Source organism: Pseudomonas sp. SAR267 (assembly GCF_052077595.1).
Classification (GTDB): Bacteria; Pseudomonadota; Gammaproteobacteria; order Pseudomonadales; family Pseudomonadaceae; genus Aquipseudomonas; species Aquipseudomonas vlassakiae.
On record NZ_JBQIHU010000001.1, the window covers coordinates 5695636 to 5718628 of the forward strand.

Below are 22993 nucleotides of genomic sequence, written 5' to 3' on the forward strand. Positions count from 1 at the left end.
TGGTAGCATGCGCCGCATGACGTATTCAGGAAGACTTACCTGGGGCCTGGTTTTCTGGGCTGCCAGTGTTGCTGCATGGGGCCAGAGCGAGTTGCTGGTGAAGGTCAAGCCCGCCAACAAGGAACTCAAGGCCAATGTCGAAGGCTATATCGGTAGCCTCGGAGACCGCGATGAGCAAGCGCTGCTGCGTTTCAGTCGCGGGGCCCAGGAGCAGGCGCGCAAGGCCGCGCAGGCCCTTGGCTACTATCAGGCGCAGATCGACACCGAGGTCAAGCCGCCAGCCAAGGCCGACCAGCACCCACAACTGATCATCGAGATCGCCCCCGGCGAGCCGGTGCGCCTGCGCAACGTGACGGTGCGCATCGAAGGGCCGGCCAGCGAGATGAAAGGTTTTCGCGTACCCGACAGCAAGGCCCTGCGGGAGGGTGAACAGCTCAACCATGGCGTGTACGAAGATGCCAAGCGGTTGATCCAGAACCAGGCTTCGCGCTATGGCTTCTTCAGTGGCCACTTCACGCGCCAGCGCCTGGCGGTCGACCCTCAGGCCGGTGTGGCCGATATCGAACTGGTTTACCAGAGTGGTCCGCGTTATCGCCTCGGCGCCGTGAAATTCACTGGTGACACGCCGCTCGATGAAGACCTGCTGCAGCGCATGGTCTCGTTCAAGCCCGGCACGCCTTACGACTCCGAACTGATTGCCCAACTCAACAACGACCTGCAATCGAGTGGCTATTTCGAAGGCGTGCGGGTCGATGCCGCGCCCACTGCGGCAGTGGGCGAGGACATCCCGGTAGAGGTGCGCCTCGATACCCGCAAACCGCGCACCATGGGCCTGGGCCTGGGCTTCTCGACTGACGTGGGGCCGCGTGGCAAGGCCAACTGGACACGGCACTGGGTCAATCCGCAAGGCCATAGTTATGGCTGGGAAACCGAGCTTTCGGCTCCGCGGCAGAACGTGGGCTTGTGGTACGACGTGCCGCTCGATCCACCCTTGACCGACAAGCTGCGCTTCGCAGGTGGTTACCAGAACGAGGAAATCGCCGGCACCGACACCCTCAGCAAGTTGCTGACCGTCGGCCCGGAGTGGCACAGCAAACTGGCCAGCGGCTGGCAGCGGGTGGTCTCGCTCAAGTACCAGCGCGAAGAGTATCGTCTGGGCGATGACTCGGGGCTTAGCAACCTGCTGATGCCCGGTGTGAGTTTTTCCTACCTGCGCAGTGACAACCGCATCGACCCGCACAACGGCTACCGCTTGCAGTTCGATACCCAGGTGGCCAAGGAGGGGCTGGTGTCCGACACCAACCTGTTGCACGGCAATGTCCTGCTCAAAGGCCTGACTACGCTCGGCCACAATCACCGTTTCCTCGGCCGGGTGCAGTTCGGTGGCAGTGCCACCAACGGCTACAAGAACAACATTCCGCCGTCGCTGCGCTTTTTCGCCGGTGGTGACCAGAGCGTGCGCGGCTACGACTACCAGACGCTCTCGCCGAAGAACAGCGACGGTGACCGCATTGGCGGGCGCTACCTGGTCGCGGGGAGCGTCGAGTACCAGTATTCGCTGGCCGAAAAATGGCGGGTGGCAACCTTCATCGATCAGGGCAACGCGTTCAATACGCTGGAACTGCCCAGCCTCAAGACCGGGGTAGGTTTTGGTGTGCGCTGGGTTTCGCCGGTAGGGCCGCTGCGCCTGGACCTGGCCAAGGCGCTCGATGACGACGGCGGTATTCGCCTGCACTTCTCCATGGGGCCCGAGCTGTGATGCGTGTGTTGAAATTCGTTCTGCCGGGCGTGCTCGGCAGTGTGCTGCTGGTGGCCTTGGCCCTGGGGCTGTTGCTGGGTACCGAAGGCGGCAGCCGCTGGGTTCTCGGCAGAGTGCCAGGGCTGACGATCGAAGCATTCCAGGGCCGCTTGGCAGGCACCTGGCAGGCCAGCCAGTTGCGCTGGGTCGACGGCGGCAACACGGTGCAGCTGCAAGCGCCGCTACTGAGCTGGTCTCCCGCTTGCCTCATGCGCGCCACGCTGTGTATCGACCAGCTACAGGCTCAGCGGGTCGACATGGCCTTCGCGCCAGGCGATCAAACGGCCGAAAGTGCTCCGCTGCAGTTACCCGCCCTGCGCTTGCCGCTGGCGATCGAGGTCGGTGAGGTGAAGGTGGGGCAGTTGCGCCTGGATGGCAGTGATCTGCTTGGCGATCTGCACCTGGCGGCGCACTGGACCGCGAGTGGCCTGCGCATCGACAGCCTGCAGTTGCAACGTGACGGTTTGCGGGTGCACGTGCAGGGCGATGTGCAGCCTGAGGGAAATTGGCCGGTACAACTTCAAGGCCAGGTGCAGTTGCCAGCGGTGGAGGGCAAGGCCTGGCAACTGGCCGTGACCGCCAAGGGTGAATTGCAGAAAACCCTTACCCTCGACGCCACCAGCAGCGGCTACCTGGATGCCCGCCTGAACGGGACGCTACAGGCCCTGGCCGAACACTTGCCGGCGAAGCTGCAGATACGCGCCGACGCATTCAAACCAATGGGCTCGTTGCCCGACACGCTGCAATTCAACCAGCTTGTGCTGGATGCCCAGGGCGACCTCCTCAAGGGCTATCAACTGTCTGGTAGCGCCAGCTTGCCGGCCGAACAGGCCCCGATCGCACTGGCGCTGGCCGGCAAGGTGGACGCCAAGGGTGCCAAGCTGGATGCCCTGGACCTGACAGCCAGCGACACCCAGCGCGTCAAGCTGCAGGCCAGCGCTGACTGGCAGCAGGCGCTGAAGGCCGACGCTCAACTGGATTGGCAGGACTTTCCGTGGTTGCGTCTATACCCGCTGGAAACGCCGCCGCAGGTTACCCTCAAGCGTTTCAGTGCCCAGGTTCAATACCAGGATGGCAACTACCAGGGCACCTTCAACGGTGATCTCGACGGCCCGGCAGGCGCATTTACCCTGGCCAGCCCGTTCCAAGGTGACCTGGGCCAGGTGCGCCTGCCGCAGCTGGCGCTGACCGCCGGGCAGGGCAAGGCGGCGGGCAGCGTCGCCGTGCGCTTTGCCGATATGCTGGCCTGGGACGTCGACCTGCAATTGTCAGCGCTGGACCCCGCGTACTGGCTCGCCGAGTTGCCGGGCACCCTGGCCGGGCCTTTGCGCAGCAAGGGTGAGATGAAGGGCGAACAACTCAGCCTGGATGCCCAGCTCGACCTCAAGGGGCGCCTGCGCGGGCAGCCGGCGGTGCTCAAGGTCGAGGCCCAAGGGGCCGGGCAGAGCTGGACGCTCGGCGCACTGGCTGTGCAACTGGGCGATAACCGTATCAACGGCAGCGGTAGCCTGCAGCAGCGCATGGCCGGGCGTGTCGACCTCGATCTGCCACGGCTTGGCCAGCTATGGCCGAGGTTGCAAGGGCGGGTTAAAGGGCGCCTGGACGTCAGCGGCACGCTGAACACACCGCAAGGCAACCTGACCCTGCAGGGCCAGCAACTGGCGCAGGAAGAAAACCACCTCCAGCGGCTCGAGCTGGAGGGGCGTCTGGACAGCGCCCAACGGGGCGTGATCGACCTCAAGGCCAGCGGCATCCGCCTGGGGGACACCGTACTGGGCACCTTGCAAGCCAACGGCAAGGGTGATATCCGCCAGCAGGCGCTGACCCTGGCCCTGGACGGTCCGCAACTCAAGCTCGACCTGGGCCTGGATGGCCAGCTGAGCAACGGTGACTGGCGTGGTCGCCTGGCCAGCGGCAGGATCCAGGCCGGTGGCCAGGACTGGCAGCTGCAGTCACCGGCGCGCCTGCAGCGGCTGGCCAGTGGCCAATTGAATTTCGGCGCCCATTGCTGGCGTTCAGGCCAGGCCAGCCTGTGCGGCGAGGACCAACGGCTGGCGCCCGAGCCGCGTCTACGCTACCACCTCAAGCAGTTCCCGCTGGATAGCCTGGCGCAATGGCTGCCGAAGGACTTCGCCTGGCAAGGCATGCTCAATGCCGACGTGAACCTGGACATTCCCACCAGCGGCCCGAAGGGCAACATCCGTGTCGATGCCAGTGGCGGTACGTTGCGCGTTCGCGACAACGGCCGCTGGATCGACTTCCCTTACCAGGCCCTGCGGCTGGACAGCACCCTGGCGCCACGCCGGGTCGATACGCGCCTGGATTTTCGCGGTGAGCGCCTGGGTGAGCTGAGCCTGAACACGCGCCTCGATCCGCTGGGCAAGAACAAGCCGCTGTCTGGTGACTTCCGTCTCACCGGGCTGGATGTGTCGATTGCCCGTCCGTTCGTGCCGATGGTCGAACGCCTGGCCGGGCAGTTGAATGGCAGCGGCCGCTTGACCGGCACCTTGCTGGCACCACAAATCAACGGCAACCTGGTGCTCACCGGGGGCGAGGTCAGTGGTGCCGAGCTGCCGGTCAGCCTGCAGGACCTGTCGCTGCAGGCCCTGATCGCTGGCGAGCAGGTGCAGATCAACGGCGGCTGGCGCAGCGGCGATGCCGGGCGCGGCCAACTCAACGGCCAGCTGACCTGGGGCCAGGCCCTGGGCATGGACCTGCGTCTGCAGGGCCAGCAACTGCCCGTGACCGTCGAGCCCTACGCGACACTGGAAGTTGCCCCGGACCTGAACCTGCGGCTGGTCGATGACAAGCTGGCGGTGACCGGCAAGGTGCTGGTGCCCAAGGGCAAGATCATTATGCGCGAGTTGCCACCTTCTACTGTCAAGGTCTCGGACGACACGGTCATCGTCGGCCACCAGACCGAAGAGGGCAAGCCGCCCATGGCGATGGCCATGGATATCGATGTGGTCGTGGGGCAGGACACGCTGTCATTCAGCGGCTTTGGCCTGACTGCCAACCTGCTTGGCCACGTGCATATTGGCGACAACATGGACACCCGTGGCGAACTGAGCCTGGCCGATGGTCGCTACCGTGCCTACGGCCAGCGCCTGACCATTCGCCGCGCACGGTTGCTTTTTGCCGGGCCGATCGACCAGCCTTATCTGGATATCGAGGCCATCCGCAAGGTCGACGATGTGATTGCCGGTATCCGCCTGAATGGCAGCGCCGAGCAGCCGACCACCACGGTGTTCTCGGAACCGGCCATGAGCCAGGAGCAGGCGTTGTCGTACCTGGTGCTGGGGCGTCCGCTTGGGACTTCTGGCGAGGATAACAACATGCTTGCCGAAGCGGCATTGGGCCTGGGCCTGGCGGGCAGTGCCGGGATTACCGGCAGCCTGGCCTCGGGCCTCGGGATCGATGACTTCCAGTTGGATACCGAAGGCTCCGGTAACAGCACCAGCGTAGTGGCCAGTGGCAACCTGACCGAGAAGCTGAGCTTGCGCTACGGGGTCGGGGTGTTCGAGCCGGCCAATACCATTGCGCTGCGTTACAAGTTGAGCAAGAAGGTATACCTGGAGGCTGCCAGCGGGCTGGCGAGCTCCCTGGATATCTTCTACAAGCGAGACTTCTGAAGAACGTCAGCGAACGGTGGCGGCCTCGATGAATTCGTTGGTTTCGGCGGGTGCAGGCGTGTCGGGCTTGCGTATGGGGGTGATCAGCTTGGTGTACTCCTCAATCAGGCGGTTAAGTGCCTCGGGTGGTTCGCTGGCATGAAACTGCATGCGGATCTGCACTTCGTCAGGGTCCCGTGTTTCACCCTGGCGCCCCTGGGCGCCGATCGTCACCTTGAAACTGGCGGCACTGGCCTGTGCGCATTCTTCGCTTAGGGCGCCCAGGCCTTCGGTTGCGTTGACCCGCACCGACAGATCCACCTGCATGCGCTCCAGGCTCAGGCCCTTGGGTGCCACCAGGGCGAACAGAGGCACGCGCATGATGTGTCGATCGTCCATGGCGATTTCGACCATCTTCGCTTTCATCGGGCTGCCCAAGGCCTGGCTGTCACAGTCAAAGAACTGGTCGAACAGGTTGATGTACTGCTGGGCTATAAGGCTATTGGTGGCCGCAGCGGCCTCTTGAAGACCGCGGGTGATATCCCGCAGGTCGATTGCAGTCATGGGCACTGGGGGGGTGTCCAAAGGGTTGGCTCCTGAGGGTGGAAGAGGCCCCGCCGCCAGGCGCGGGGCAACCGATCAAACAGCGAGTGACCATCACGCGTTATTGGGACCTGCGCCTGGAGGCGTTGGGTCTTTCAAGGTATCGGCCTGCGAGATCTCCTCCTGGCTCTCCAGGGTTGAATTCTGGGTCACTGTCGGCTTGGTGGCGGCTTCGGTGAGGAAGTCGATCACCCGCATCATGGCCTCCGGTGGATCCTGGCGCCGCAGTGAGGTATTGAATGCATAGCGTGCACGGGTATCGGTCTTGCGGGTTTGCGTCGACTTGCTGCTGATACTGCCTTTGACGTCCAGTTTGAAAGGCCCCCAACCCAGCGAGGCCGCCACTTCGCCACTTTTGTTGGATTCACTGAAGTCCTCGGCCATCTGGCTGATGGTCAGTTCGAACTCGACGTTACCTTCTTCGATGGTGATGTTCGGGTGGGTGATGGCCGCCAGCAGCGGCACCTTCATGGATTTGCTGACGACGCCTTTGTACTCGCCTTGCTCGTCAACGATGGTTTCGTCATAGTCGAACTGGATGGCAACCGCTTTGCCATCTTGTACGCAGACCTGCATGAGGAAGTCTGCATAGGATTTGCTGGCGGTGACCTGCGCTTGCACCATGGCTTGCAATGGTGCAGCGATCATGCGGTCCATGGGCAAGGCATTGATGACAGAACCGATGAGGCTGTTATCGATAGACATGTGGGTTTTCTCTTTTTATCAGGGTTGAGGGGGCGGCCACGTTCAGGCCGCGATAGGTACAGTCAGCGGGAGCAGTGCTCCTGGCGCCGGATGTTGCCAATCTGTCGCAGGCTCAGCCCATACTTGTTGGCGAGCAGGCTGCGAGACAAACCTTCGGCGCTCTCTTTCTGGATTTGCAGATTGCGCAATTGCCGCAGGAAATGATCTGCCTTGGGTATTTCCAGCGCCACGCCGGCAAATCGCTTGATCAGGGCCTCGAGTGCGTCTGCCGGAAGCACGTCGGCGAGTTTGGTGCGCGTTCGGTGCTTGGGAATGTACTTGGGCCTGCCGCCGTAGGCGCAGGTCAAGTGGTAGGCGTTTTCAAGGCCGATGCATTCGATCAAGGCCTGCAACGAATGCGGTAACTGGCCGATGTCGATGGATGTGAGATCTGGCAGTTCCATAGGAGACTTCCTCGCGGTGGATTGGGCGCGATGCCGTCGTTGGCATTGAGGAATTCTCGGTGAGCGCCGAATGTTGCCGCTAGGCGCCAAGTGGGCTGGCAGTTGTAGTTTTGGTGAGCAGGGCTTGCAGGCAACGATGTCGCGTGATGTAGGACGTTACGTCGACGCTGCTTTGCAGGCCCGATTATTCGTTGGGTTGCATTACCATCGCGCTAGTGAGTGCCCGAACCCTTATTCACACGGATAACTGTTCAGCAGGCTTGCACCTGAAAGATAGGCGTGGGCGTTACCTGACTGCTCGCGGGGCAAGGTGCGCCAGTCGATGTCCAGGCAGAGGCTGTTCAATGGCTGGTCATCGAGCATGCCGATGACCCTGTCGGGAAAAGTCCGCCGATAGCGGGCGACGGTTTTGCCCTGGGGCTCGACTTGATCCGCCTGTGCCAGCGCCTGGCGAGCGAGTCCGGGCAGCAATGGGTGCGCGATGGTGAAGTAGGGGTGGCCGGGCCTTGCTTGCAGGTGCCCGGCTGCACGGGTTCTCTGCCACAGTTGTTGCCACTGGCTGCTGCCAGCATGCGCAGCCAGTTGGTTACCTAGCTTGAGCAATTGCTCAGGCGGTGCCTGGCCGGTGTCGAGGGCCTGAATGGGAAGTGATGGTGCGAGCAGTATGATGAACAGCGCGAACCTGCGCATGGTGCCTCCAGCGTGGATTGAGGAAGCCCAATGCTTTCAGGCATGCCCTGCCATGCTAAGCAGGAAATACAGCGCTGCAAGGCGTTGACGTTGTATCATTGTCGTCGCTCGTTGTGAGCAAATACCCCCGAAGTTGAAGGATTTTTCGATGACCCACGTGCAGCGCCTCAAATATTCGCTTCTGATCATCCTGGTGGTGCTGGGCCTCATGCTGGGCCTGTCGCATCTGCAGAAGCAAGGCACGATCAGTGAACAGACCTTCCAGATGCTGGCTATCGCGATTGCCGTTGTGGTGGTCGTGATCAACGGGATTCTGCGGCGCAAGGTCAAGCCCTGACGCCTGCCCGGCGGCAGCGTCAGGCGGCCTGCAGTCAGCGCGGCAAGGGCTGTTCGAGTACGGCGCGTGCTTCGGGCTTGAGGCTGTAGCACTTGTCGCTGCCAAGGCTGATCACACCCTCTGTGCACAGCCGTTTGAGCACCTCGCGCACGCTCAGAAACGACAACGGGATGTCCAGTTGCTCCAGTTGCGCATGCACGCCGCGCACGCCGATGCTGCGCCCGGTGCGATCTGCGTGGTACAGCGCATCGATCACCTTCAGGCGAATGAGGCTGGTGCGCAGGCCGTAATTGCGCAGCAGTTCGCGAATCTGCTCGTTGCCGGTACGCTCATCCACGCAGGCGGCCGCGCCGTTGGCCGCCTTTCCCGGAATGCACCCGGTCTGCAATGAGGGTTGCGGGTCGTACATGTGAATGCTCCTTTTCGTGGACTGTCCCGAAATATGGTTGGCTCACTGATTAGGACGAATGAGAACGGCAAATCTGCAGCGTCTGCCTGCAAAATTTTCTGCCGGTGTTTCTTGAAGACGGTTCGCGGCGCCACTGCGCGTAAAATTTTCATCCAGCCGTTCGTTTGATCGGGAATGATCCCTGAATCCGAGGAATGCCCGTGTTGTCAATTTCGCGTCCCTTGACCTTTGCCAGCCTGGCGGCTGCCCTGGTCGCCTCCAGCGTAGCCGTGCAGGCGCGGCAAACCGGCGCTGATGCCAGTGCGCAGATCCGTCGCACCAGTTTTGGCGTGCCGCATATCGTCGCCAAGGATGAGCACGGCCTGGGGTATGGCATTGGCTATGCCTATGCCCAGGACAACCTGTGCCTGCTGGCCAATGAAGTGCTGACGGTCAACGGTGAGCGCTCGCGCTATTTCGGCGCTCAGGCCAAGACCCTCGAACAACGCGACAACCTCGCCAGTGACCTGTTCTACACCTGGCTCAACACGCCGGCGGCAGTCACTGGGTTCATGCAGGCCCAGCCAGCACAGGTGCGCGAATTGCTGGAGGGTTATGCCAGCGGCTTCAACCGCGCCTTGGCCGAGCGGCGCAAGCAAGGCCTGCCTGCGCAATGCGGCGACGGCCAGTGGGTACGCCAGATCACCAGCCAGGACTTGGTCAAACTGACCCGTCGCCTGCTGGCTGAAGGGGGCGTGGGCCAGTTCGCCGAAGCGCTGGCGGGTGCCCAGCCCCCCAGGCTGGCAGCCCAGCGAACAACCCCGGCCTTTGACGTGGCGCTGGCCCGGCAGCAGCGCTTCGCCTCCGAGCGCGGCAGCAACGCGGTGGCTGTGGGGGCGCAACGCTCGGCCAATGGCCGCGGCCTGTTGCTGGCCAACCCGCACTTCCCGTGGATGGGTGGCATGCGTTTTTACCAGATGCAGCTGACCATCCCAGGCAAGCTGGATGTGATGGGGGCCGCTTTGCCTGGCCTGCCAGTGGTGAACATCGGCTTCAACCGCCACCTGGCCTGGACCCACACGGTGGATACCTCAAAGCACTTCACCCTGTATCGCTTGCAGTTGGACCCCAAGGATCCGACCCATTACCTGCAGGATGGCAAGTCCATCCCGATGACACGGCAAACCGTGAGCGTCAGGGTCAAGGCCGACGATGGCACCCTCAGCCAGATCGAGCGCCAGGTCTACAGCTCCCGTTTCGGGCCGATTGTGCAGTGGCCGGGGCGACTGGACTGGGACACCCAGGCAGCCTACAGCCTGCGCGATGCCAACCTGGACAACACGCGCGTGCTGCAGCAGTGGTACCGCATCAATCGTGCCGACAGCCTGGAGGCCCTCAAGGGTTCCATCGAGCAGTTGCAGGGCATCCCGTGGGTCAACACCCTCGCCGTCGATGCCGCAGGCAAGGCGCTGTACCTGAACCAGTCGGTAGTGCCTTTTGTCGATCAGCAACTGCTCAGCGCCTGCAGCGATCCGGCGGCGCAAGGCCCTCTGGTGGTACTGGACGGGTCGCGCAGTGCCTGCCAGTGGAAGGTCGATGCCCAGGCCGCGCAGCCTGGTATCTTCCCGGCGCGAATGCTGCCGAGCCTGGAGCGCAACGACTTTGTGCAGAATTCCAACGACCCGGCCTGGATGGCCAACCCGGCCCAGCCGTTGACCGGCTTCTCGCCATTGATCAGCCGCAGTGACCAGCCGCTGGGCATGCGCGGGCGTTTTGCCCTTGAGCGCCTGCAAGGCAACGCCAAGCTGGGTGTCGACGACTTGCAGCGCATGGTGCTGGATGACGAGGTTTACCTGGCCAGCCTGGTACTGCCCGACCTGCTGCAGTGGTGCAAAATGGCTGAGGCCGAGGTGCAGGCCGTGTGTGTCAGCCTCGCTGCCTGGGATGGCAAGGCCGGTGTGGACAGTGGTGTTGGCCTGGTGCATTTCCAGAACATGGTCGAGGCCATGGCCAGGCATCCGCAAAGTTGGCGCGTGGCTTTCGACCCGGCAGACCCTCAGCACACCCCGCGGGGCCTGGCGGTGGAGCAGGCGCTGGTGCGCAAGCTGTTGCGTGAAGCGGCCTTGGGTTCGCTGCAGCAAGTGGCCGACGCCGGAGTCGAGGAGGGTAGCCGATGGGGGCAGATCCAGCAGGCTGCCGATGGCACGCCGGTGCCGGGCGGCCCGCAGCAGCTTGGGGTTTATAACGCGATGTTCAGCGTGCCGCATGGGCCGGGCAAGCGCCTTGTGGTCAGCGGTACCAGCTATCTGCAGCTTGTCAGTTTCACTGAGCACGGGCCACAGGCACGTGGGCTGCTGGCCTTTTCGCAATCCAGCGAAGCTGGCTCGGCGCACTTCAGCGACCAGACCCAGGCGTTTGCCGCCAAGCAGCTGGCAGCGATACCGTTTACCGAGGCGCAGATCAAGGCGGACCCGGAGTATCGTCAGTATGTGATCAGTGAACGGGACAAAGCCGCGGTGGCCAGCCGGCCTTGAGCCTTTGGCCTGTAACGGCCTGTTCGCGGGCTCGCCCGCTTCCACGGGAAACTCCACAGGCCTGAGTCCAGTGGTTTCCCTGTGGGAGCGGGCGAGCCCGCGAAAAGGGCGAATTGGACTTTCAGGAGAACTCGAATGGCTCCAGGGCGAAGCCTTGCCCATCGACCTGCAAGGTCCAGCCCCGACGGTCCCAATCCCCCAGCACGATGCGCCGGGCCGGTTCACCTTCGACCACCAGCTTGTGAATCGCCGGCCGGTGGGTGTGGCCATGCACCAGCGTGCGTACGCCATGCGCGGCCATCACTTTCGGCACTTCTTCTGGCGTGACGTCGACGATCTCGGTGGCCTTCATGCGCACCTGTGCACGGCTTTCGCTGCGTAGCTTGCGCGCCAGTTTCTGGCGGGTGGCCAGCGGCAGGTGCCGAAGGATCCACAGGCTCACCGGGTTGCGCAGGTAACGGCGCATCTTCATGTAGCCCAGGTCGCGGGTGCACAGGGTGTCGCCATGCATCAGCAGCACCTGTTCACCGCCCAGCTCGATCACGCTTGGGTCGGCCAGCAGTGTGCAGCCAGCGGCCGTGCAGAAGTCCTGGCCAATCAGAAAGTCACGGTTGCCATGCATCAGGTAGATCGCCGTGCCGCTGTCGCTGAGCTGGCGCAAGGCCTGGCAGATCGACTGCTGGAACGCTGTCATGGCGTCGTCGCCGATCCACGCTTCAAAAAAATCACCGAGGATGTACAACGCCTTGGCGTGACGGGCGCGGCCGTCGAGCAGATCAAGAAACGCCCGGGTGATGTCCGGGCGTTCTTCTTGCAGGTGCAGATCGGAGATCAGCAGGATCACTCAATGATCTCTGCTTTCTCGATGATCACGTCGTCCTTCGGCACGTCCTGGTGGCCAGCCTTGGAGCCGGTGGCAACTTTTTCGATCGCATCGACGATTTCACGGCCTTCGGTCACTTCGCCGAACACGGCGTAGCCCCAACCCTGTACGTTCTTGCCGCTGTGGTTGAGGAAGTCGTTGTCGGCGGCGTTGATGAAGAACTGCGCCGAGGCGGAGTGCGGCTCCATGGTGCGGGCCATGGCAATGCTGTACTTGGTGTTCTTCAGGCCGTTGTCGGCTTCGTTCTGGATGCTGGCACGGGTCTTCTTCTGATTCATACCGGCTTCGAAACCGCCGCCCTGAATCATGAAGCCCTTGATCACACGGTGGAACACGGTGCCGTTGTAATGGCCGTCCTTGACGTACTGAACGAAGTTTTCGGTGGTCAGCGGCGCTTTTTCGGCGTTCAGTTGCAGAACGATGTCGCCGTGGTTGGTGGTCAGTTTGACTTTGGACATGCTGAAATTCGCTCTTTCAAGGCATACGGGAATAGGGTGCGCAGGGCGCGTTTAGTCACCTGACGCAGGATCGGGCAACCGCGACACATGTTGATGGTTCATGGCGCGCAGCGGCCATTTTGCACGGATCGCGATAAATCGCGCCAGTTTGTCGGTGCCCGGCTGTCAGCAGCTTGACTGCTTCGGCTATGATAGGCCCTTTGATTCAATCGGCCTACCCAGGCCGGACACGTGCATTCAAGGATCCTATGAGCAAGCCCACTGCCGACAACGCGCCCAACGCCGCTGCCAAAGGCGCCCCCGCTGTCCCTGCGAACTTCCTGCGGCCGATCATCCAGGCCGACCTGGACTCGGGCAAGCACAGCAGCATCGTCACCCGCTTCCCGCCGGAGCCCAATGGCTACCTGCACATCGGCCACGCCAAGTCGATCTGTGTCAACTTCGGCCTGGCCAAGGAGTTCGGCGGCGTCTGCCACCTGCGCTTCGACGACACCAACCCGGCCAAGGAAGACCAGGAATACATCGACGCCATCCAGCGCGACGTGAAATGGCTGGGCTTCGACTGGGCCGGCGAGGTGCGCTATGCCTCCGACTACTTCGACCAGCTGCACGACTGGGCCGTTGAACTGATCAAGCGTGGCAAGGCCTATGTCTGCGACCTGACCCCTGATCAGGCCAAGGAATACCGTGGCAGCCTGACCGAACCCGGCAAGAACAGCCCGTTCCGCGAGCGCGGCGTCGAGGAAAACCTCGACCTGTTCGCACGCATGAAGGCCGGCGAGTTCAAGGACGGCGAGCGCGTGCTGCGTGCCAAGATCGACATGGCTTCGCCGAACATGAACCTGCGCGACCCGATCCTCTACCGCATCCGCCATGCCCACCACCACCAGACCGGTGACAAGTGGTGCATCTACCCGAACTACGACTTCACCCACGGGCAGTCGGACGCCATCGAAGGCATCACCCACTCGATCTGCACCCTCGAGTTCGAAGGCCACCGCCCGCTGTACGACTGGTTCCTCGACAACCTGCCGGTCCCGGCGCACCCGCGCCAGTACGAGTTCAGCCGCCTGAACCTGAACTACACCATCACTTCCAAGCGCAAGCTCAAGCAACTAGTGGACGAAAAGCACGTCAGTGCCTGGGACGACCCGCGCATGTCGACCCTGTCGGGCTTCCGCCGCCGCGGCTACACCCCGGCGTCGATCCGCAACTTCTGCGAAATGATCGGTACCAACCGTTCCGACGGCGTGGTCGACATGTCGATGCTCGAATTCAGCATCCGTGACGACCTCGACCGCACCGCGCCACGCGCCATGTGTGTGCTGCGCCCGCTGAAGGTGGTCATCACCAACTATCCGCAAGGCCAGGTCGAGCAGCTTGAACTGCCGCGCCACCCGAAGGAAGACATGGGCGTGCGCGTGCTGCCGTTCGCCCGCGAGCTGTACATCGACCGCGACGACTTCATGGAAGAGCCGCCGAAGGGCTACAAGCGCCTGGAGCCCGCCGGTGAAGTGCGCCTGCGCGGCAGCTACGTGATCCGCGCCGACGAGGCGATCAAGGATGCCGACGGCAACATCGTCGAGCTGCGCTGCTCGTACGACCCGGACACCCTGGGCAAGAACCCGGAAGGCCGCAAGGTCAAGGGCGTGATCCATTGGGTACCGGCCGAAGGCAGTGTCGAGTGCGAAGTGCGCCTGTACGACCGCCTGTTCCGCTCCGCCAACCCGGAAAAGACCGAAGACGGCGGCAGCTTCCTCGACAACATCAACCCGGATTCGCTGCAAGTGCTGACGGGCTGCCGCGCCGAGCCATCGCTGGGCCAGGCGCAGCCTGAGGACCGCTTCCAGTTCGAGCGCGAAGGCTACTTCTGCGCCGACCTCAAGGACAGCCAGCCGGGGCGTCCGGTGTTCAACCGCACCGTCACCCTGCGTGACTCCTGGGGCAGCTAAGGAACCGCCGTGCTTACCATCTACAACACGCTGAGCAAGACCAAGGAAGCCTTCAAGCCGCTCGATGGCAACAAGGTGCGCATGTACGTGTGCGGCATGACCGTGTACGACTACTGCCACCTTGGCCATGGCCGCAGCATGGTGGCGTTCGACCTGGTGACCCGCTGGCTGCGTAAAAGCGGCTACGACCTGACCTATGTGCGCAACATCACCGACATTGACGACAAGATCATCAACCGCGCCAACGAAAACGGCGAGGCGTTCGATGCCCTGACCGCGCGCATGATCGACGCGATGCACGAAGACGAGCGCCGCCTGAACATCCTCAAGCCGGACCTGGAGCCGCGTGCCACCGACCACATCGCCGGCATGCACGCGATGATCCAGACCTTGATCGACAAGGGCTACGCTTACGCGCCCGGCAACGGCGACGTGTACTACCGGGTCGGCAAGTTCGCCGGCTACGGCAAGCTGTCGCGCAAGAAGATCGAAGACCTGCGCATCGGTGCCCGCATCGAGGTCGACGAGGCCAAGCAGGACCCACTGGACTTTGTCCTGTGGAAAGGCGTCAAGCCAGGCGAGCCGTACTGGGATTCGCCGTGGGGCCCGGGCCGTCCGGGCTGGCACATCGAGTGCTCGGTGATGTCCACCTGCTGCCTGGGTGAGAGCTTCGACATCCACGGCGGTGGCAGCGACCTGGAGTTCCCGCACCACGAGAACGAGATCGCGCAGAGCGAGGCAGCCACTGGCAAGCAGTACGCCAACAGCTGGATGCACTGCGGCATGATCCGTATCAATGGCGAGAAGATGTCCAAGTCGTTGAACAACTTCTTCACCATTCGCGACGTGCTCGAGAAGTATCACCCGGAGGTGGTGCGCTACCTGCTGGTGGCCAGCCACTACCGCAGCGCCATCAACTACTCCGAAGACAGCCTGCGCGATGCCAAGGGCGCCCTGGAGCGCTTCTACCACGCGCTGCGTGGCCTGCCGCGGGTTGCCGCCAAGGGTGGCGAGGCGTTCGTCGAGCGCTTCAGCGTGGCGATGAACGACGACTTCGGCACCCCGGAAGCTTGCGCCGTGCTGTTTGACCTGGTGCGCGAGATCAACCGCCTGCGTGACAGCGATGTCGATGCGGCGGCGGGCCTGGCCGGTCGCCTGCGTGAGCTGGGCGATGTGCTGGGTGTGCTGCAACTGGAGGCCGATGACTTCCTGCGTGCCGGCGCCGAAGGCAAGGTCGATGCGGCGGAGGTGGAAGCCTTGATCCAGGCGCGTCTGCAGGCGCGTGCGGACAAGAACTGGGCTGAGTCCGACCGTATCCGTGACCAGATCACGGCCATGGGTGTGGTGCTGGAAGACAGCAAGGGTGCCACCACCTGGCGCCTGGCTGACTGATCGGCGCAACTGGGGCCGCTTTGCGGCCCTTTCGCGACACAAGGCCGCTCCTACAGGGGAACACGATCTCCTGTAGGAGCGGCCTTGTGTCGCGAAAGGGCTGCAAAGCAGCCCCAGCTTTATTTGGCCAAACCGGCCAATGGGCAGTGCAATACCAGCCTGGCCCCACCCAGCTCGCTCTCGCCAATCTCCAGCCCGAACCCGTGCAGGTCGACGATCGCCGCAACGATCGACAACCCCAGCCCGAACCCGGAATGGCGGTGGCCTTCCTCGCTGCGATAGAACCGCTTCAGCACCGCAGCGCGCTCCTCTTCGGGAATCCCCGGCCCGCTGTCTTCGATGGCAATGTGCACGCCCAGCTCATCCTGAGTCGCCTCGATGGCAACCCGGCCGTCTTCAGGCGTGAACTTGATGGCATTGCCCACCAGGTTGGCCAGTGCTTCGAACAGCAACTCGCGATCACCGTGCAGCGCCGGTAACTGGGCCGGCTGTTCCAGGTTGAGGCGAATGCCGCCATCTTCGGCCAGCGGCAGGTAGAAGTCGTGCAGTTCCACCAGCAAGTCGTGCGGATCAAGCTGAACGAAGCCGGCGCGGCGCTGGCGGTCTTCCAGCTCGCTGATGCGCAGCAGGCCACGGAAGCGGGCCATCAACGTATCGGTCTCACCAATCGCCTGGTCCAGCGCTTCGGCTTGTGGTGAATCGTGCGCGCTTTGCTGACGAATACGGTAAAGCTGGGCCCGCAAGCGGGTCAGGGGAGTGCGCAAGTCGTGGGCGATGTTGTCGCATACGCCTTTGACTTCATGCATCAGCCGCTCGATGCGGTCGAGCATGGCGTTGACGATATCGGCCAGCATGTCCAGCTCATCGCGGCGCGCTGACAGTGGTAAGCGGTGGGTGAGGTCGCCGGCAACGATCAGCTCTGCCTGGGCCTGAATGGCACGAATGCGCTTGAGCGGGCGGCGGCGTAGCAGGTACCAGCCGGCGAACCCCGGAATCAGGGTCAGCGAGATGCCCCACAGCAAGGCATGCAGGATGATGCGGGTCACCACGAACAACGAGCCATTGTCGCGGAACAGTACCAGCCAACGGCCATCTTGCACCCTGATCGCCACCGCATCGCAGCTGTCACGTGGCATGTGCGGGTCATCGGCATCCAGGCAGCGCTTGAGTTCGTGCACCTTGCCGTCCAGGCCCAGGTCCGGGGGGATCGCGCGAATCCGCCCGCCCACCGGGTTGAACTGGGCATCGAACAGGCCATAGGCATCGAAACTGCGTTCCTCGAACGCCTGGCTGGCGACCAGGGCATCGTCGAGCTGCTTGCCGCTCATGTGTGCGAACAGGTGCTGGCGCTGCAGCATCGAGTGGCGGGTCAGCTTGTTCAGGTAGCTGGACACCTCGAAATACAGCACCCCCATGAGGATGCTGCTCCAGGCCACGAAAAGGAAACTGTACAGCGCCAGCAGGCGGCTGGTGGACGAGCTCCAGCCCTTAGACGGGTTCAGCAATGGCATAGCCCGAGCCCCGTACCGTACGGATCAGCGGCGACTGGCCCGGGGAGTCGATTTTCTTGCGCAGGCGCCCGATGTGCACGTCGATCAAGTTGGTGCCCGGGTCGAAGTGGTAACCCCAGACTTCCTCGAAGATCATCATCCGCGTGATCACCTGGCCGCTGTGGCGCATCAGGTATTCCAGCAGTTTGTACTCGGTGGGTAGCAGGTTGAGGGTCTGCTCGCCGCGGCGGGCTTCGTGGCTGATCAGGTCCAGCTGCAGGTCGGCGACCTGCAGGCGGGTCTGGGTCATCGGTACACTGTTGCGGCGCAACAGTACTTCGACCCGTGCCGCCATTTCGTCGGAGGCGAACGGCTTGGTCAGGTAGTCGTCGCCGCCGGCGCGCAGGCCGCGCACGCGCTCATCCACGTCGGACAGGGCGCTGATCATCAGGATCGGCGTGGTGATTTTCAGGTTGCGCAGGGTGGTGACGATCGTCAGGCCATCGACCTCGGGCAGCATCCGGTCTACGGTGATCAGGTCGTAACCGCCGGCGATCGCCTTGGCCAGGCCCTCGCGGCCGTTGTCGGCCCAATCCACTTCCAGGCCGTGGCTGGAGAGTTCGGCGACGATTTCCTGGCCGGTGACGGCGTCGTCTTCGATGGTCAGTACGCGTGGCATGCTCGTTCCTGGGCGTCTATTGGAGACTTGATTGTGCCAAAGAATAGCCAAACGGCGATTTAAGAAAAATTCATCTACGCCGGGTAAAACAAAACGGGGCATGCCAGTGTCTGGCATGCCCCGTCGCTCAGCGCGGTGCAGCGTCTCAGGCGACCTTGACGATCCAGCCGGCTGGCGCTTCGACGTCGCCGCTCTGGATACCGGTCAGCTCGTTGTAGAGCTTCTGGGTGACCGGGCCGACTTTTTCCAGGTCGTGGAACACGTGCAGCTTGCCGTTGTACTCGATACCACCGATCGGGGTGATCACCGCAGCGGTACCGCAAGCGCCGGCTTCGACGAAGCGGTCGAGCTTGTTGATCTCGACGTCGCCTTCGATCACGGTCAGGCCCAGGCGCGCTTGTGCCAGTTCCATCAGCGACAGGCGGGTGATGCCTGGCAGTACCGAGGCCGATTTCGGGGTGACGAATTCGTTGTTGGCGGTGATGCCGAAGAAGTTGGCCGAACCGACTTCCTCGATCTTGGTATGGGTCAGCGGATCGAGGTAGATGGCGTCGGCGAAGTTGGCCTTCTTGGCTTCAGCGCCTGGTTGCAGGCTGGCGGCGTAGTTGCCACCGACCTTGGCTGCGCCAGTGCCCTGAGGGGCGGCACGGTCGAAGCTGGAAATCTGGAAGTTGTGCGGCTTCATGCCGCCCTTGAAGTACGAGCCAACCGGGATGGCGAAGACCGAGAAGATGAACTCGGGGGCGGTGCGCACGCCGATGTTGTCGCCGGTACCGATCACGAACGGGCGCAGGTACAGGGCGCCTTTGCCGTGTGGCGGGACGAACTTCTCGTTGGCCTTGACCACTTGCTTGCACGCCTCGATGAACACATCGGTCGGCACCTGCGGCATCAGCAGGCGCGCGCAGCTACGCTGCATGCGGGCTGCGTTCTGGTCTGGGCGGAACAGGTTGATCGAGCCGTCCTTGCAACGGTAGGCCTTGAGGCCTTCGAAGCACTGCTGGCCATAGTGCAGGGCGGTGGAGCCTTCACTGATGTGCAGCACGTTGTCTTCGGTCAGGGTGCCTTTGTCCCACTCACCATTGCGCCACACGGACAGGTAGCGCTTGTCGGTCTTGATGTAGTCGAAACCCAGCTTGTCCCAGTTAATGCTTTCGTTACTCATGACACCCTCGATTGTCTTGCAAGTGCCCGATCGCTCGGGCTGCTGTTATATGCGCACCACGCCACGATAATACAAACCTTGCGGATCGGGAACGGCCAGTCACGAATTGGCCACTATCTGAACGTTTCGATTGTCTGGACCGGCCTCTTCGCGGGCGCGCCCGCTCCCACAGGTATGGACTGCCCCCAAGAAGTTGGACACCAATCCAACCCTTGGGGGATTCATGGCTAAGTACACTGAGCAGTTCAAGCTCACAGCAATCACTGCCTTTGGATGGCAGCAACGGTTTCCGTACGGTAGCTCGAAACTTTGGCATCGATTTCAGCCTGCTGCGACGCTGGGTTGCCAGCTACCAGTTGAGACGCAGCATCAGCCCAGGCTCGCATGCACGGCGCTATACCGAGGACTTCAAGCGGCAGGTGCTGAGTTACATGCATGAGCATCGCCTTTCCCTGCGCCAAACTGCTGCGCACTTTGACCTGGGACAATCATCTCAGATAGGCATTTGGCAGCGGCAGTACTACAGTGGCAGTCCTGTCTCGCCTACTGTCATCAAGCAAAGAAAGCCAATCAACGTGTCGAAGAAAATCAAGCCAGCCAAGCCCACCAATACCGACGATGCGCAAAAGCCTCGAGAGCAGCTGATGGCTGAGCTTGAGTACCTGCGCATGGAGAACGCTGTCCTAAAGGAGCTCAAGGCCATGCGGGAGGAACAGGAGCGAACACGGACGAAAAAGTCTTAATCGTCGCCAAACTCAAGCGCAGATTTCCTTTGCCTGACCTACTGCGGGTAGTCGGGCTGGCGCGCAGCACCTTCTACTATCAGCTCAAGGCTCAGCAGAAGCCGGACAGGCATGCGGCGCTCAAAGAACTGGTACATCGTGTCTATCACGAGCACAAAGGGCTGTACGGCTATCGCCGCGTTGCGCTCGTGATAAGAAAGGACAAGCTGGTGAACAAGAAGGTCGTTGAACGACTGATGGCTGAGCAAGGGTTGAAGTCAGTGGTACGGCCTAAGAAATACCGTTCCTATCGTGGTGTTGTCGGCAAGGTGGCGGCGAATTTGCTAGAGCGAAATTTTGTTGCCCAACGACCTAATCAGAAGTGGGTGACCGACGTGACTGAATTCAAGGTGGCGCAACAGAAGCTCTATCTCTCGCCGGTGATGGATTTGTACAACGGTGAAATCGTGGCGTACGAAACGGCCAAACGTCCTTGCTACAGCCTGGTTGGGAACATGCTCGACAAGGCCCTCGACTGCTTGGGAGAGAAGCCGAAGCTTGTGCTGCATTCAGATCAGGGATGGCATTACCAGCAGGCTCAGTATCGTCACAAACTCCGTGGGCGGGGCGTGAAACAGAGCATGTCGCGCAAGGGCAATTGCCTGGACAACGCGGCCATGGAAAGCTTCTTCGGTACGCTCAAGTCTGAATTTTTCTACCTGAAGCGCTTTGAGAGTGTCGATGAGTTGAAAGCGGGCCTGGACGAGTACATCCGCTACTACAACCATGACCGCATCAAACTGAAGCTCAATGGCCTGAGCCCTGTTGAGTACAGGGCTCAGGCTGCAGCATAGAACTGTCCAACTTTTAGGGGGCAGTCCAGGTATCGCGCAAGTCTTGAGAGCTGCGCCAACCCTGTGGGAGCGGGCTTGCCCGCGAAGAGGCCGGCCCAGGCAACACAAGGCCCGTCCAGCCTTAGCGTTGCTGCAAGCGCCTGTTCCAGTCTCCGGCATGATTGCGATTACAGGCCTCTTCACTGTCGAATCGCACATGCCAGGCAACGTGGTCCAGCTTCACACCGGCTGCATCGAGTGCCTGGGCTGTCAGCGCCAGCATGCGCGCCTTGGCCTTACCCGCCAGCGCCGCTGCTTTATCGGCCTCACGCTCGAATACCCAGGTAATGCGCAGGCTGGCCGGGTAGTCATCCGGGTCCAGCTGATGGGTCAGCCAGGTGAAGCCGACGATCTCGCCTTTTGCGGTCTCGCAGGCTTCGGTCAGGCAGGCGACCAGCTCGCGTTCCAGTCGCGCCAGGTCGCGCTTGCTCATGGCTTTCACTGGGCATCCTCATCATCGATCTGCTGGCAGAAGCGCAACAGGTTGCCGAACGGGTCGCGGATCTGCATCTGCAGGCCCCAATCGACCCGTTCGGCCTGGGGGCGGGCATAGCCGTACTGCTTGTCCAGCAGTTCGCGCTCCAGTGCCAGCAGGTCTTCGGTGCGGGCGAACACGGTCGAGCCGGGGCAGGCATCGCCGTGGTGTTCGCTCAGGTGCAGGATCAGGCCGTCGCGGTGAATTTGCGCGTACAGCGGCAGGTCCGGGCTGAAGCGGTGTTCCCAGTCGAGCTTGAAGCCCATGAAGTCGAGGTAGAACTCCTTGGCCTTGTCGACCGAGAAGATGCGCAGGACCGGGATGGCGGGGGCGAGTGACATGGCGAGTCCTTGGCCAAAGACAAACGAAGACTTTAGCGCAGCACCGAAACAGGGCCAAGTGCCGCCCCCGCAATGTGCGCTGTCGCGCTGTACGCCCCATGCCAGAGCCATTGCCATGAAGGTTTCATCTTCATTCACCTGCGTAGTTGGCCCGCAACCTGCTATATCCAGCCAACGAAATTTGATCGAGTGGTCAGCCTGCCAGCGTCGCGCTGCAGGGTGCCGGTTGCTCCGATCAACCGGCAGGCCGCGCAATTCAAGGGCTATAGGATGTTTCTGGCAAAGCAGGTGGAATTCGCTGAACAAGATGCAGGCTGGAGCGCCCACCTGCGTCTGCGCTTTGTCGAGCGCGACGGGGTGACCCGCATTGGTGCGCGCCGGCATTTCGGCCCGCTTTTGGTGCAGCGCCCGTTCTACCCAGAGGGTGGACCGTGCCACGTGTATGTGTTGCACCCGCCGGGCGGCATCGTCGCAGGTGACCGGCTGGAGCTGGATATCCACCTCGAGCCGGGTAGCCACGCGCTGCTGACCATGCCAGGTGCCAGCAAGTTCTACCGCAGCATCGGCCCCACCGCGCGGCTGGCCCAGCGCTTCCACCTGCAGGCCGGCAGCACCCTGGAATGGCTGCCGCAGGACAGCATCTTGTTCAACGGCGCCCGCGCCAGCCTCGACAGCCGCTTCATCCTGGAACCGGGGGCGAAGCTGTTGGCCTGGGAAACCCTGTGCCTGGGCCGGCCCGTGATGAACGAGCGTTTCGAGCAAGGTGCACTGGACAGCCGCCTGTGCATCGAGCTGCCAGGCGACCCCGGCCTGCACGAGCGCCTGCGCATCGCCGGCGGCCAACTGGCCAAGGTCGGCGGCCACCCGCTGGTCGCCACCTTCTGCGCAGCGCCTGCAACCCCGGCCGTGCTGGAGCAGGTGCGCGCGCTGCTCGAGGAACTTGAAACCCCCGCGGGCGCCACCTTGCTCGGTTCGCTGCTGGTGATCCGCCTGCTCGATCACGACAACCAACACCTGCAACATACCCTGCAGCGCCTCTGGCATGCCCTGCGCCCGGCCGTTCTTGGCCTGGCCGCATGCCCGCCGCGCATCTGGGCCACTTGAGAGAGCGCCATGGAGCTGACCCCGAGAGAGAAAGACAAACTGCTGCTGTTCACCGCCGCGCTGCTGGCCGAACGGCGGCTGGCCCGTGGCCTGAAGCTCAACTACCCGGAGGCGGTGGCGTTGATCAGCGCTGCGGTGCTCGAAGGCGCCCGCGATGGCCGCACGGTGGCCGAGCTGATGAGCCTGGGCCGCGAAGTGATTGGCCGCGAGCAGGTCATGGAGGGCGTCGCCGAGATGCTCCATGACGTGCAGGTCGAGGCGACCTTCCCCGACGGCACCAAGCTGGTGACCGTGCACGACCCTATCGTCTGACCTGGAGCAGGAGCTCAG

20 protein-coding genes and 1 pseudogene are annotated in these 22993 nt (G+C 62.6%); 9 read left to right on the top strand and 12 right to left on the bottom strand.

Going from position 1 to position 22993, the window contains the following annotated elements; translation table 11 throughout:
- Nucleotides 1-16 precede the first annotated feature (16 nt).
- Together ACTORR_RS27015 and ACTORR_RS27020 are read left to right on the top strand one after the other, a co-directional pair.
- Nucleotides 17-1759: an autotransporter assembly complex protein TamA gene (locus tag ACTORR_RS27015; protein ID WP_262110071.1), complete on the top strand. Its 1743-nt coding sequence runs from the start codon at nt 17-19 to the stop codon at nt 1757-1759.
- On the top strand, nt 1756-5430 hold the full coding sequence (locus ACTORR_RS27020) for a translocation/assembly module TamB domain-containing protein (protein ID WP_441344083.1): 3675 nt from the start codon (nt 1756-1758) through the stop codon (nt 5428-5430). The genes ACTORR_RS27015 and ACTORR_RS27020 overlap by 4 nt, the downstream gene beginning before the upstream one ends.
- Nucleotides 5431-5436: 6 nt before the next feature.
- Here the strand turns inward: ACTORR_RS27020 and ACTORR_RS27025 are convergent, their stop codons facing one another.
- The 4 genes from ACTORR_RS27025 to ACTORR_RS27040 form a co-directional block, all read right to left on the bottom strand.
- Nucleotides 5437-5994, bottom strand: coding sequence for a DUF2589 domain-containing protein (locus tag ACTORR_RS27025; protein WP_256218727.1), 558 nt, complete (start codon nt 5992-5994; stop codon nt 5437-5439).
- Nucleotides 5995-6066: 72 nt separating this feature from the next.
- Nucleotides 6067-6717: a DUF2589 domain-containing protein gene (locus ACTORR_RS27030; protein WP_313365497.1), complete on the bottom strand. Its 651-nt coding sequence runs from the start codon at nt 6715-6717 to the stop codon at nt 6067-6069.
- A 62-nt stretch (nt 6718-6779) separates the two neighbouring features.
- Nucleotides 6780-7160 carry a Mor transcription activator family protein gene (locus tag ACTORR_RS27035; RefSeq protein ID WP_054887321.1) on the bottom strand — a complete coding sequence of 127 codons (381 nt, stop codon included), beginning with the start codon at nt 7158-7160 and terminating at the stop codon, nt 6780-6782.
- Between the two features lie 231 nt (nt 7161-7391).
- The gene (locus ACTORR_RS27040) at nt 7392-7850 is read right to left on the bottom strand and encodes a hypothetical protein (protein WP_054887320.1); all 459 of its coding nucleotides are present in this window, start codon (nt 7848-7850) and stop codon (nt 7392-7394) included.
- A 148-nt stretch (nt 7851-7998) separates the two neighbouring features.
- Here ACTORR_RS27040 and ACTORR_RS27045 point away from each other — a divergent pair, with 148 nt between their 5' ends.
- On the top strand, nt 7999-8187 hold the full coding sequence (locus ACTORR_RS27045) for a hypothetical protein (protein WP_003248064.1): 189 nt from the start codon (nt 7999-8001) through the stop codon (nt 8185-8187).
- A 34-nt stretch (nt 8188-8221) separates the two neighbouring features.
- Here ACTORR_RS27045 and ACTORR_RS27050 read toward each other — a convergent pair whose 3' ends face one another.
- Nucleotides 8222-8596: a hypothetical protein gene (locus ACTORR_RS27050; protein WP_054887319.1), complete on the bottom strand. Its 375-nt coding sequence runs from the start codon at nt 8594-8596 to the stop codon at nt 8222-8224.
- Nucleotides 8597-8790: 194 nt separating this feature from the next.
- On the opposite strand from ACTORR_RS27050, the gene pvdQ reads away from it, so the two are divergent.
- The gene (gene pvdQ / locus ACTORR_RS27055) at nt 8791-11109 is read left to right on the top strand and encodes a bifunctional acylase PvdQ (protein WP_313365496.1); all 2319 of its coding nucleotides are present in this window, start codon (nt 8791-8793) and stop codon (nt 11107-11109) included.
- Nucleotides 11110-11230: 121 nt separating this feature from the next.
- Here pvdQ and lpxH read toward each other — a convergent pair whose 3' ends face one another.
- Together lpxH and ACTORR_RS27065 are read right to left on the bottom strand one after the other, a co-directional pair.
- Entirely contained in the window at nt 11231-11953 is a 723-nt protein-coding gene (gene lpxH / locus ACTORR_RS27060; RefSeq protein ID WP_054887317.1) for a UDP-2,3-diacylglucosamine diphosphatase, read from the bottom strand.
- Nucleotides 11950-12450 (bottom strand): peptidylprolyl isomerase, encoded by a 501-nt coding sequence (locus ACTORR_RS27065; protein ID WP_054887316.1) that lies wholly within the window; start codon nt 12448-12450, stop codon nt 11950-11952. Before ACTORR_RS27065 ends, lpxH begins: the two co-directional genes overlap by 4 nt.
- Before the next feature lie 248 nt (nt 12451-12698).
- Between ACTORR_RS27065 and ACTORR_RS27070 the strand changes: the two genes are divergently transcribed.
- Both ACTORR_RS27070 and cysS read left to right on the top strand, forming a co-directional pair.
- Complete coding sequence (locus ACTORR_RS27070) at nt 12699-14402, top strand: glutamine--tRNA ligase/YqeY domain fusion protein (protein WP_054887315.1); 1704 nt, start codon at nt 12699-12701, stop codon at nt 14400-14402.
- A gap of 9 nt (nt 14403-14411) precedes the next feature.
- Entirely contained in the window at nt 14412-15794 is a 1383-nt protein-coding gene (cysS, locus tag ACTORR_RS27075) for a cysteine--tRNA ligase (protein WP_054887314.1), read from the top strand.
- Nucleotides 15795-15913: 119 nt separating this feature from the next.
- On the opposite strand, the gene ACTORR_RS27080 is transcribed toward cysS, so the two are convergent.
- From ACTORR_RS27080 to ACTORR_RS27090, 3 genes are all read right to left on the bottom strand, one after another.
- On the bottom strand, nt 15914-17305 hold the full coding sequence (locus tag ACTORR_RS27080) for a sensor histidine kinase (RefSeq protein ID WP_313365953.1): 1392 nt from the start codon (nt 17303-17305) through the stop codon (nt 15914-15916).
- Nucleotides 17283-17963 carry a response regulator transcription factor gene (locus ACTORR_RS27085; protein WP_054887312.1) on the bottom strand — a complete coding sequence of 227 codons (681 nt, stop codon included), beginning with the start codon at nt 17961-17963 and terminating at the stop codon, nt 17283-17285. Before ACTORR_RS27085 ends, ACTORR_RS27080 begins: the two co-directional genes overlap by 23 nt.
- A gap of 145 nt (nt 17964-18108) precedes the next feature.
- Nucleotides 18109-19128: a branched-chain amino acid aminotransferase gene (locus tag ACTORR_RS27090; RefSeq protein WP_054887311.1), complete on the bottom strand. Its 1020-nt coding sequence runs from the start codon at nt 19126-19128 to the stop codon at nt 18109-18111.
- A 223-nt stretch (nt 19129-19351) separates the two neighbouring features.
- Between ACTORR_RS27090 and ACTORR_RS27095 the strand changes: the two are divergent.
- Nucleotides 19352-20704 (top strand): annotated as a pseudogene (locus ACTORR_RS27095) (IS3 family transposase).
- A 121-nt stretch (nt 20705-20825) separates the two neighbouring features.
- Here ACTORR_RS27095 and ACTORR_RS27100 read toward each other — a convergent pair.
- Both ACTORR_RS27100 and ACTORR_RS27105 read right to left on the bottom strand, forming a co-directional pair.
- Nucleotides 20826-21185 carry a hypothetical protein gene (locus ACTORR_RS27100; protein ID WP_441344084.1) on the bottom strand — a complete coding sequence of 120 codons (360 nt, stop codon included), beginning with the start codon at nt 21183-21185 and terminating at the stop codon, nt 20826-20828.
- Nucleotides 21182-21559: a glyoxalase superfamily protein gene (locus ACTORR_RS27105; RefSeq protein ID WP_313365685.1), complete on the bottom strand. Its 378-nt coding sequence runs from the start codon at nt 21557-21559 to the stop codon at nt 21182-21184. Before ACTORR_RS27105 ends, ACTORR_RS27100 begins: the two co-directional genes overlap by 4 nt.
- Before the next feature lie 270 nt (nt 21560-21829).
- Between ACTORR_RS27105 and ACTORR_RS27110 the strand changes: the two genes are divergently transcribed.
- Together ACTORR_RS27110 and ACTORR_RS27115 are read left to right on the top strand one after the other, a co-directional pair.
- Nucleotides 21830-22663 carry an urease accessory protein UreD gene (locus ACTORR_RS27110; protein ID WP_313365686.1) on the top strand — a complete coding sequence of 278 codons (834 nt, stop codon included), beginning with the start codon at nt 21830-21832 and terminating at the stop codon, nt 22661-22663.
- A gap of 9 nt (nt 22664-22672) precedes the next feature.
- Nucleotides 22673-22975, top strand: coding sequence for an urease subunit gamma (locus tag ACTORR_RS27115; protein ID WP_027916767.1), 303 nt, complete (start codon nt 22673-22675; stop codon nt 22973-22975).
- The last annotated feature ends 18 nt before the right edge of the window (nt 22976-22993 follow it).

Excerpts from the sequence above, each read along its gene's own strand:
- ACTORR_RS27090 (WP_054887311.1), bottom strand. The coding sequence starts at position 19,128 with ATGAGTAACGAAAGCATTAACTGGGACAAGCTGGGTTTCGACTACATC.
- ACTORR_RS27050 (WP_054887319.1), bottom strand. The coding sequence starts at position 8,596 with ATGTACGACCCGCAACCCTCATTGCAGACCGGGTGCATTCCGGGAAAG.
- ACTORR_RS27110 (WP_313365686.1), top strand. The coding sequence starts at position 21,830 with ATGTTTCTGGCAAAGCAGGTGGAATTCGCTGAACAAGATGCAGGCTGG.
- ACTORR_RS27070 (WP_054887315.1), top strand. The coding sequence starts at position 12,699 with ATGAGCAAGCCCACTGCCGACAACGCGCCCAACGCCGCTGCCAAAGGC.
- ACTORR_RS27035 (WP_054887321.1), bottom strand. The coding sequence starts at position 7,160 with ATGGAACTGCCAGATCTCACATCCATCGACATCGGCCAGTTACCGCAT.
- ACTORR_RS27080 (WP_313365953.1), bottom strand. The coding sequence starts at position 17,305 with ATGCCATTGCTGAACCCGTCTAAGGGCTGGAGCTCGTCCACCAGCCGC.
- ACTORR_RS27105 (WP_313365685.1), bottom strand. The coding sequence starts at position 21,559 with ATGTCACTCGCCCCCGCCATCCCGGTCCTGCGCATCTTCTCGGTCGAC.
- ACTORR_RS27115 (WP_027916767.1), top strand. The coding sequence starts at position 22,673 with ATGGAGCTGACCCCGAGAGAGAAAGACAAACTGCTGCTGTTCACCGCC.
- ACTORR_RS27030 (WP_313365497.1), bottom strand. The coding sequence starts at position 6,717 with ATGTCTATCGATAACAGCCTCATCGGTTCTGTCATCAATGCCTTGCCC.
- ACTORR_RS27065 (WP_054887316.1), bottom strand. The coding sequence starts at position 12,450 with ATGTCCAAAGTCAAACTGACCACCAACCACGGCGACATCGTTCTGCAA.
- ACTORR_RS27045 (WP_003248064.1), top strand. The coding sequence starts at position 7,999 with ATGACCCACGTGCAGCGCCTCAAATATTCGCTTCTGATCATCCTGGTG.
- ACTORR_RS27015 (WP_262110071.1), top strand. The coding sequence starts at position 17 with ATGACGTATTCAGGAAGACTTACCTGGGGCCTGGTTTTCTGGGCTGCC.
- ACTORR_RS27040 (WP_054887320.1), bottom strand. The coding sequence starts at position 7,850 with ATGCGCAGGTTCGCGCTGTTCATCATACTGCTCGCACCATCACTTCCC.
- ACTORR_RS27085 (WP_054887312.1), bottom strand. The coding sequence starts at position 17,963 with ATGCCACGCGTACTGACCATCGAAGACGACGCCGTCACCGGCCAGGAA.
- pvdQ (WP_313365496.1), top strand. The coding sequence starts at position 8,791 with ATGCCCGTGTTGTCAATTTCGCGTCCCTTGACCTTTGCCAGCCTGGCG.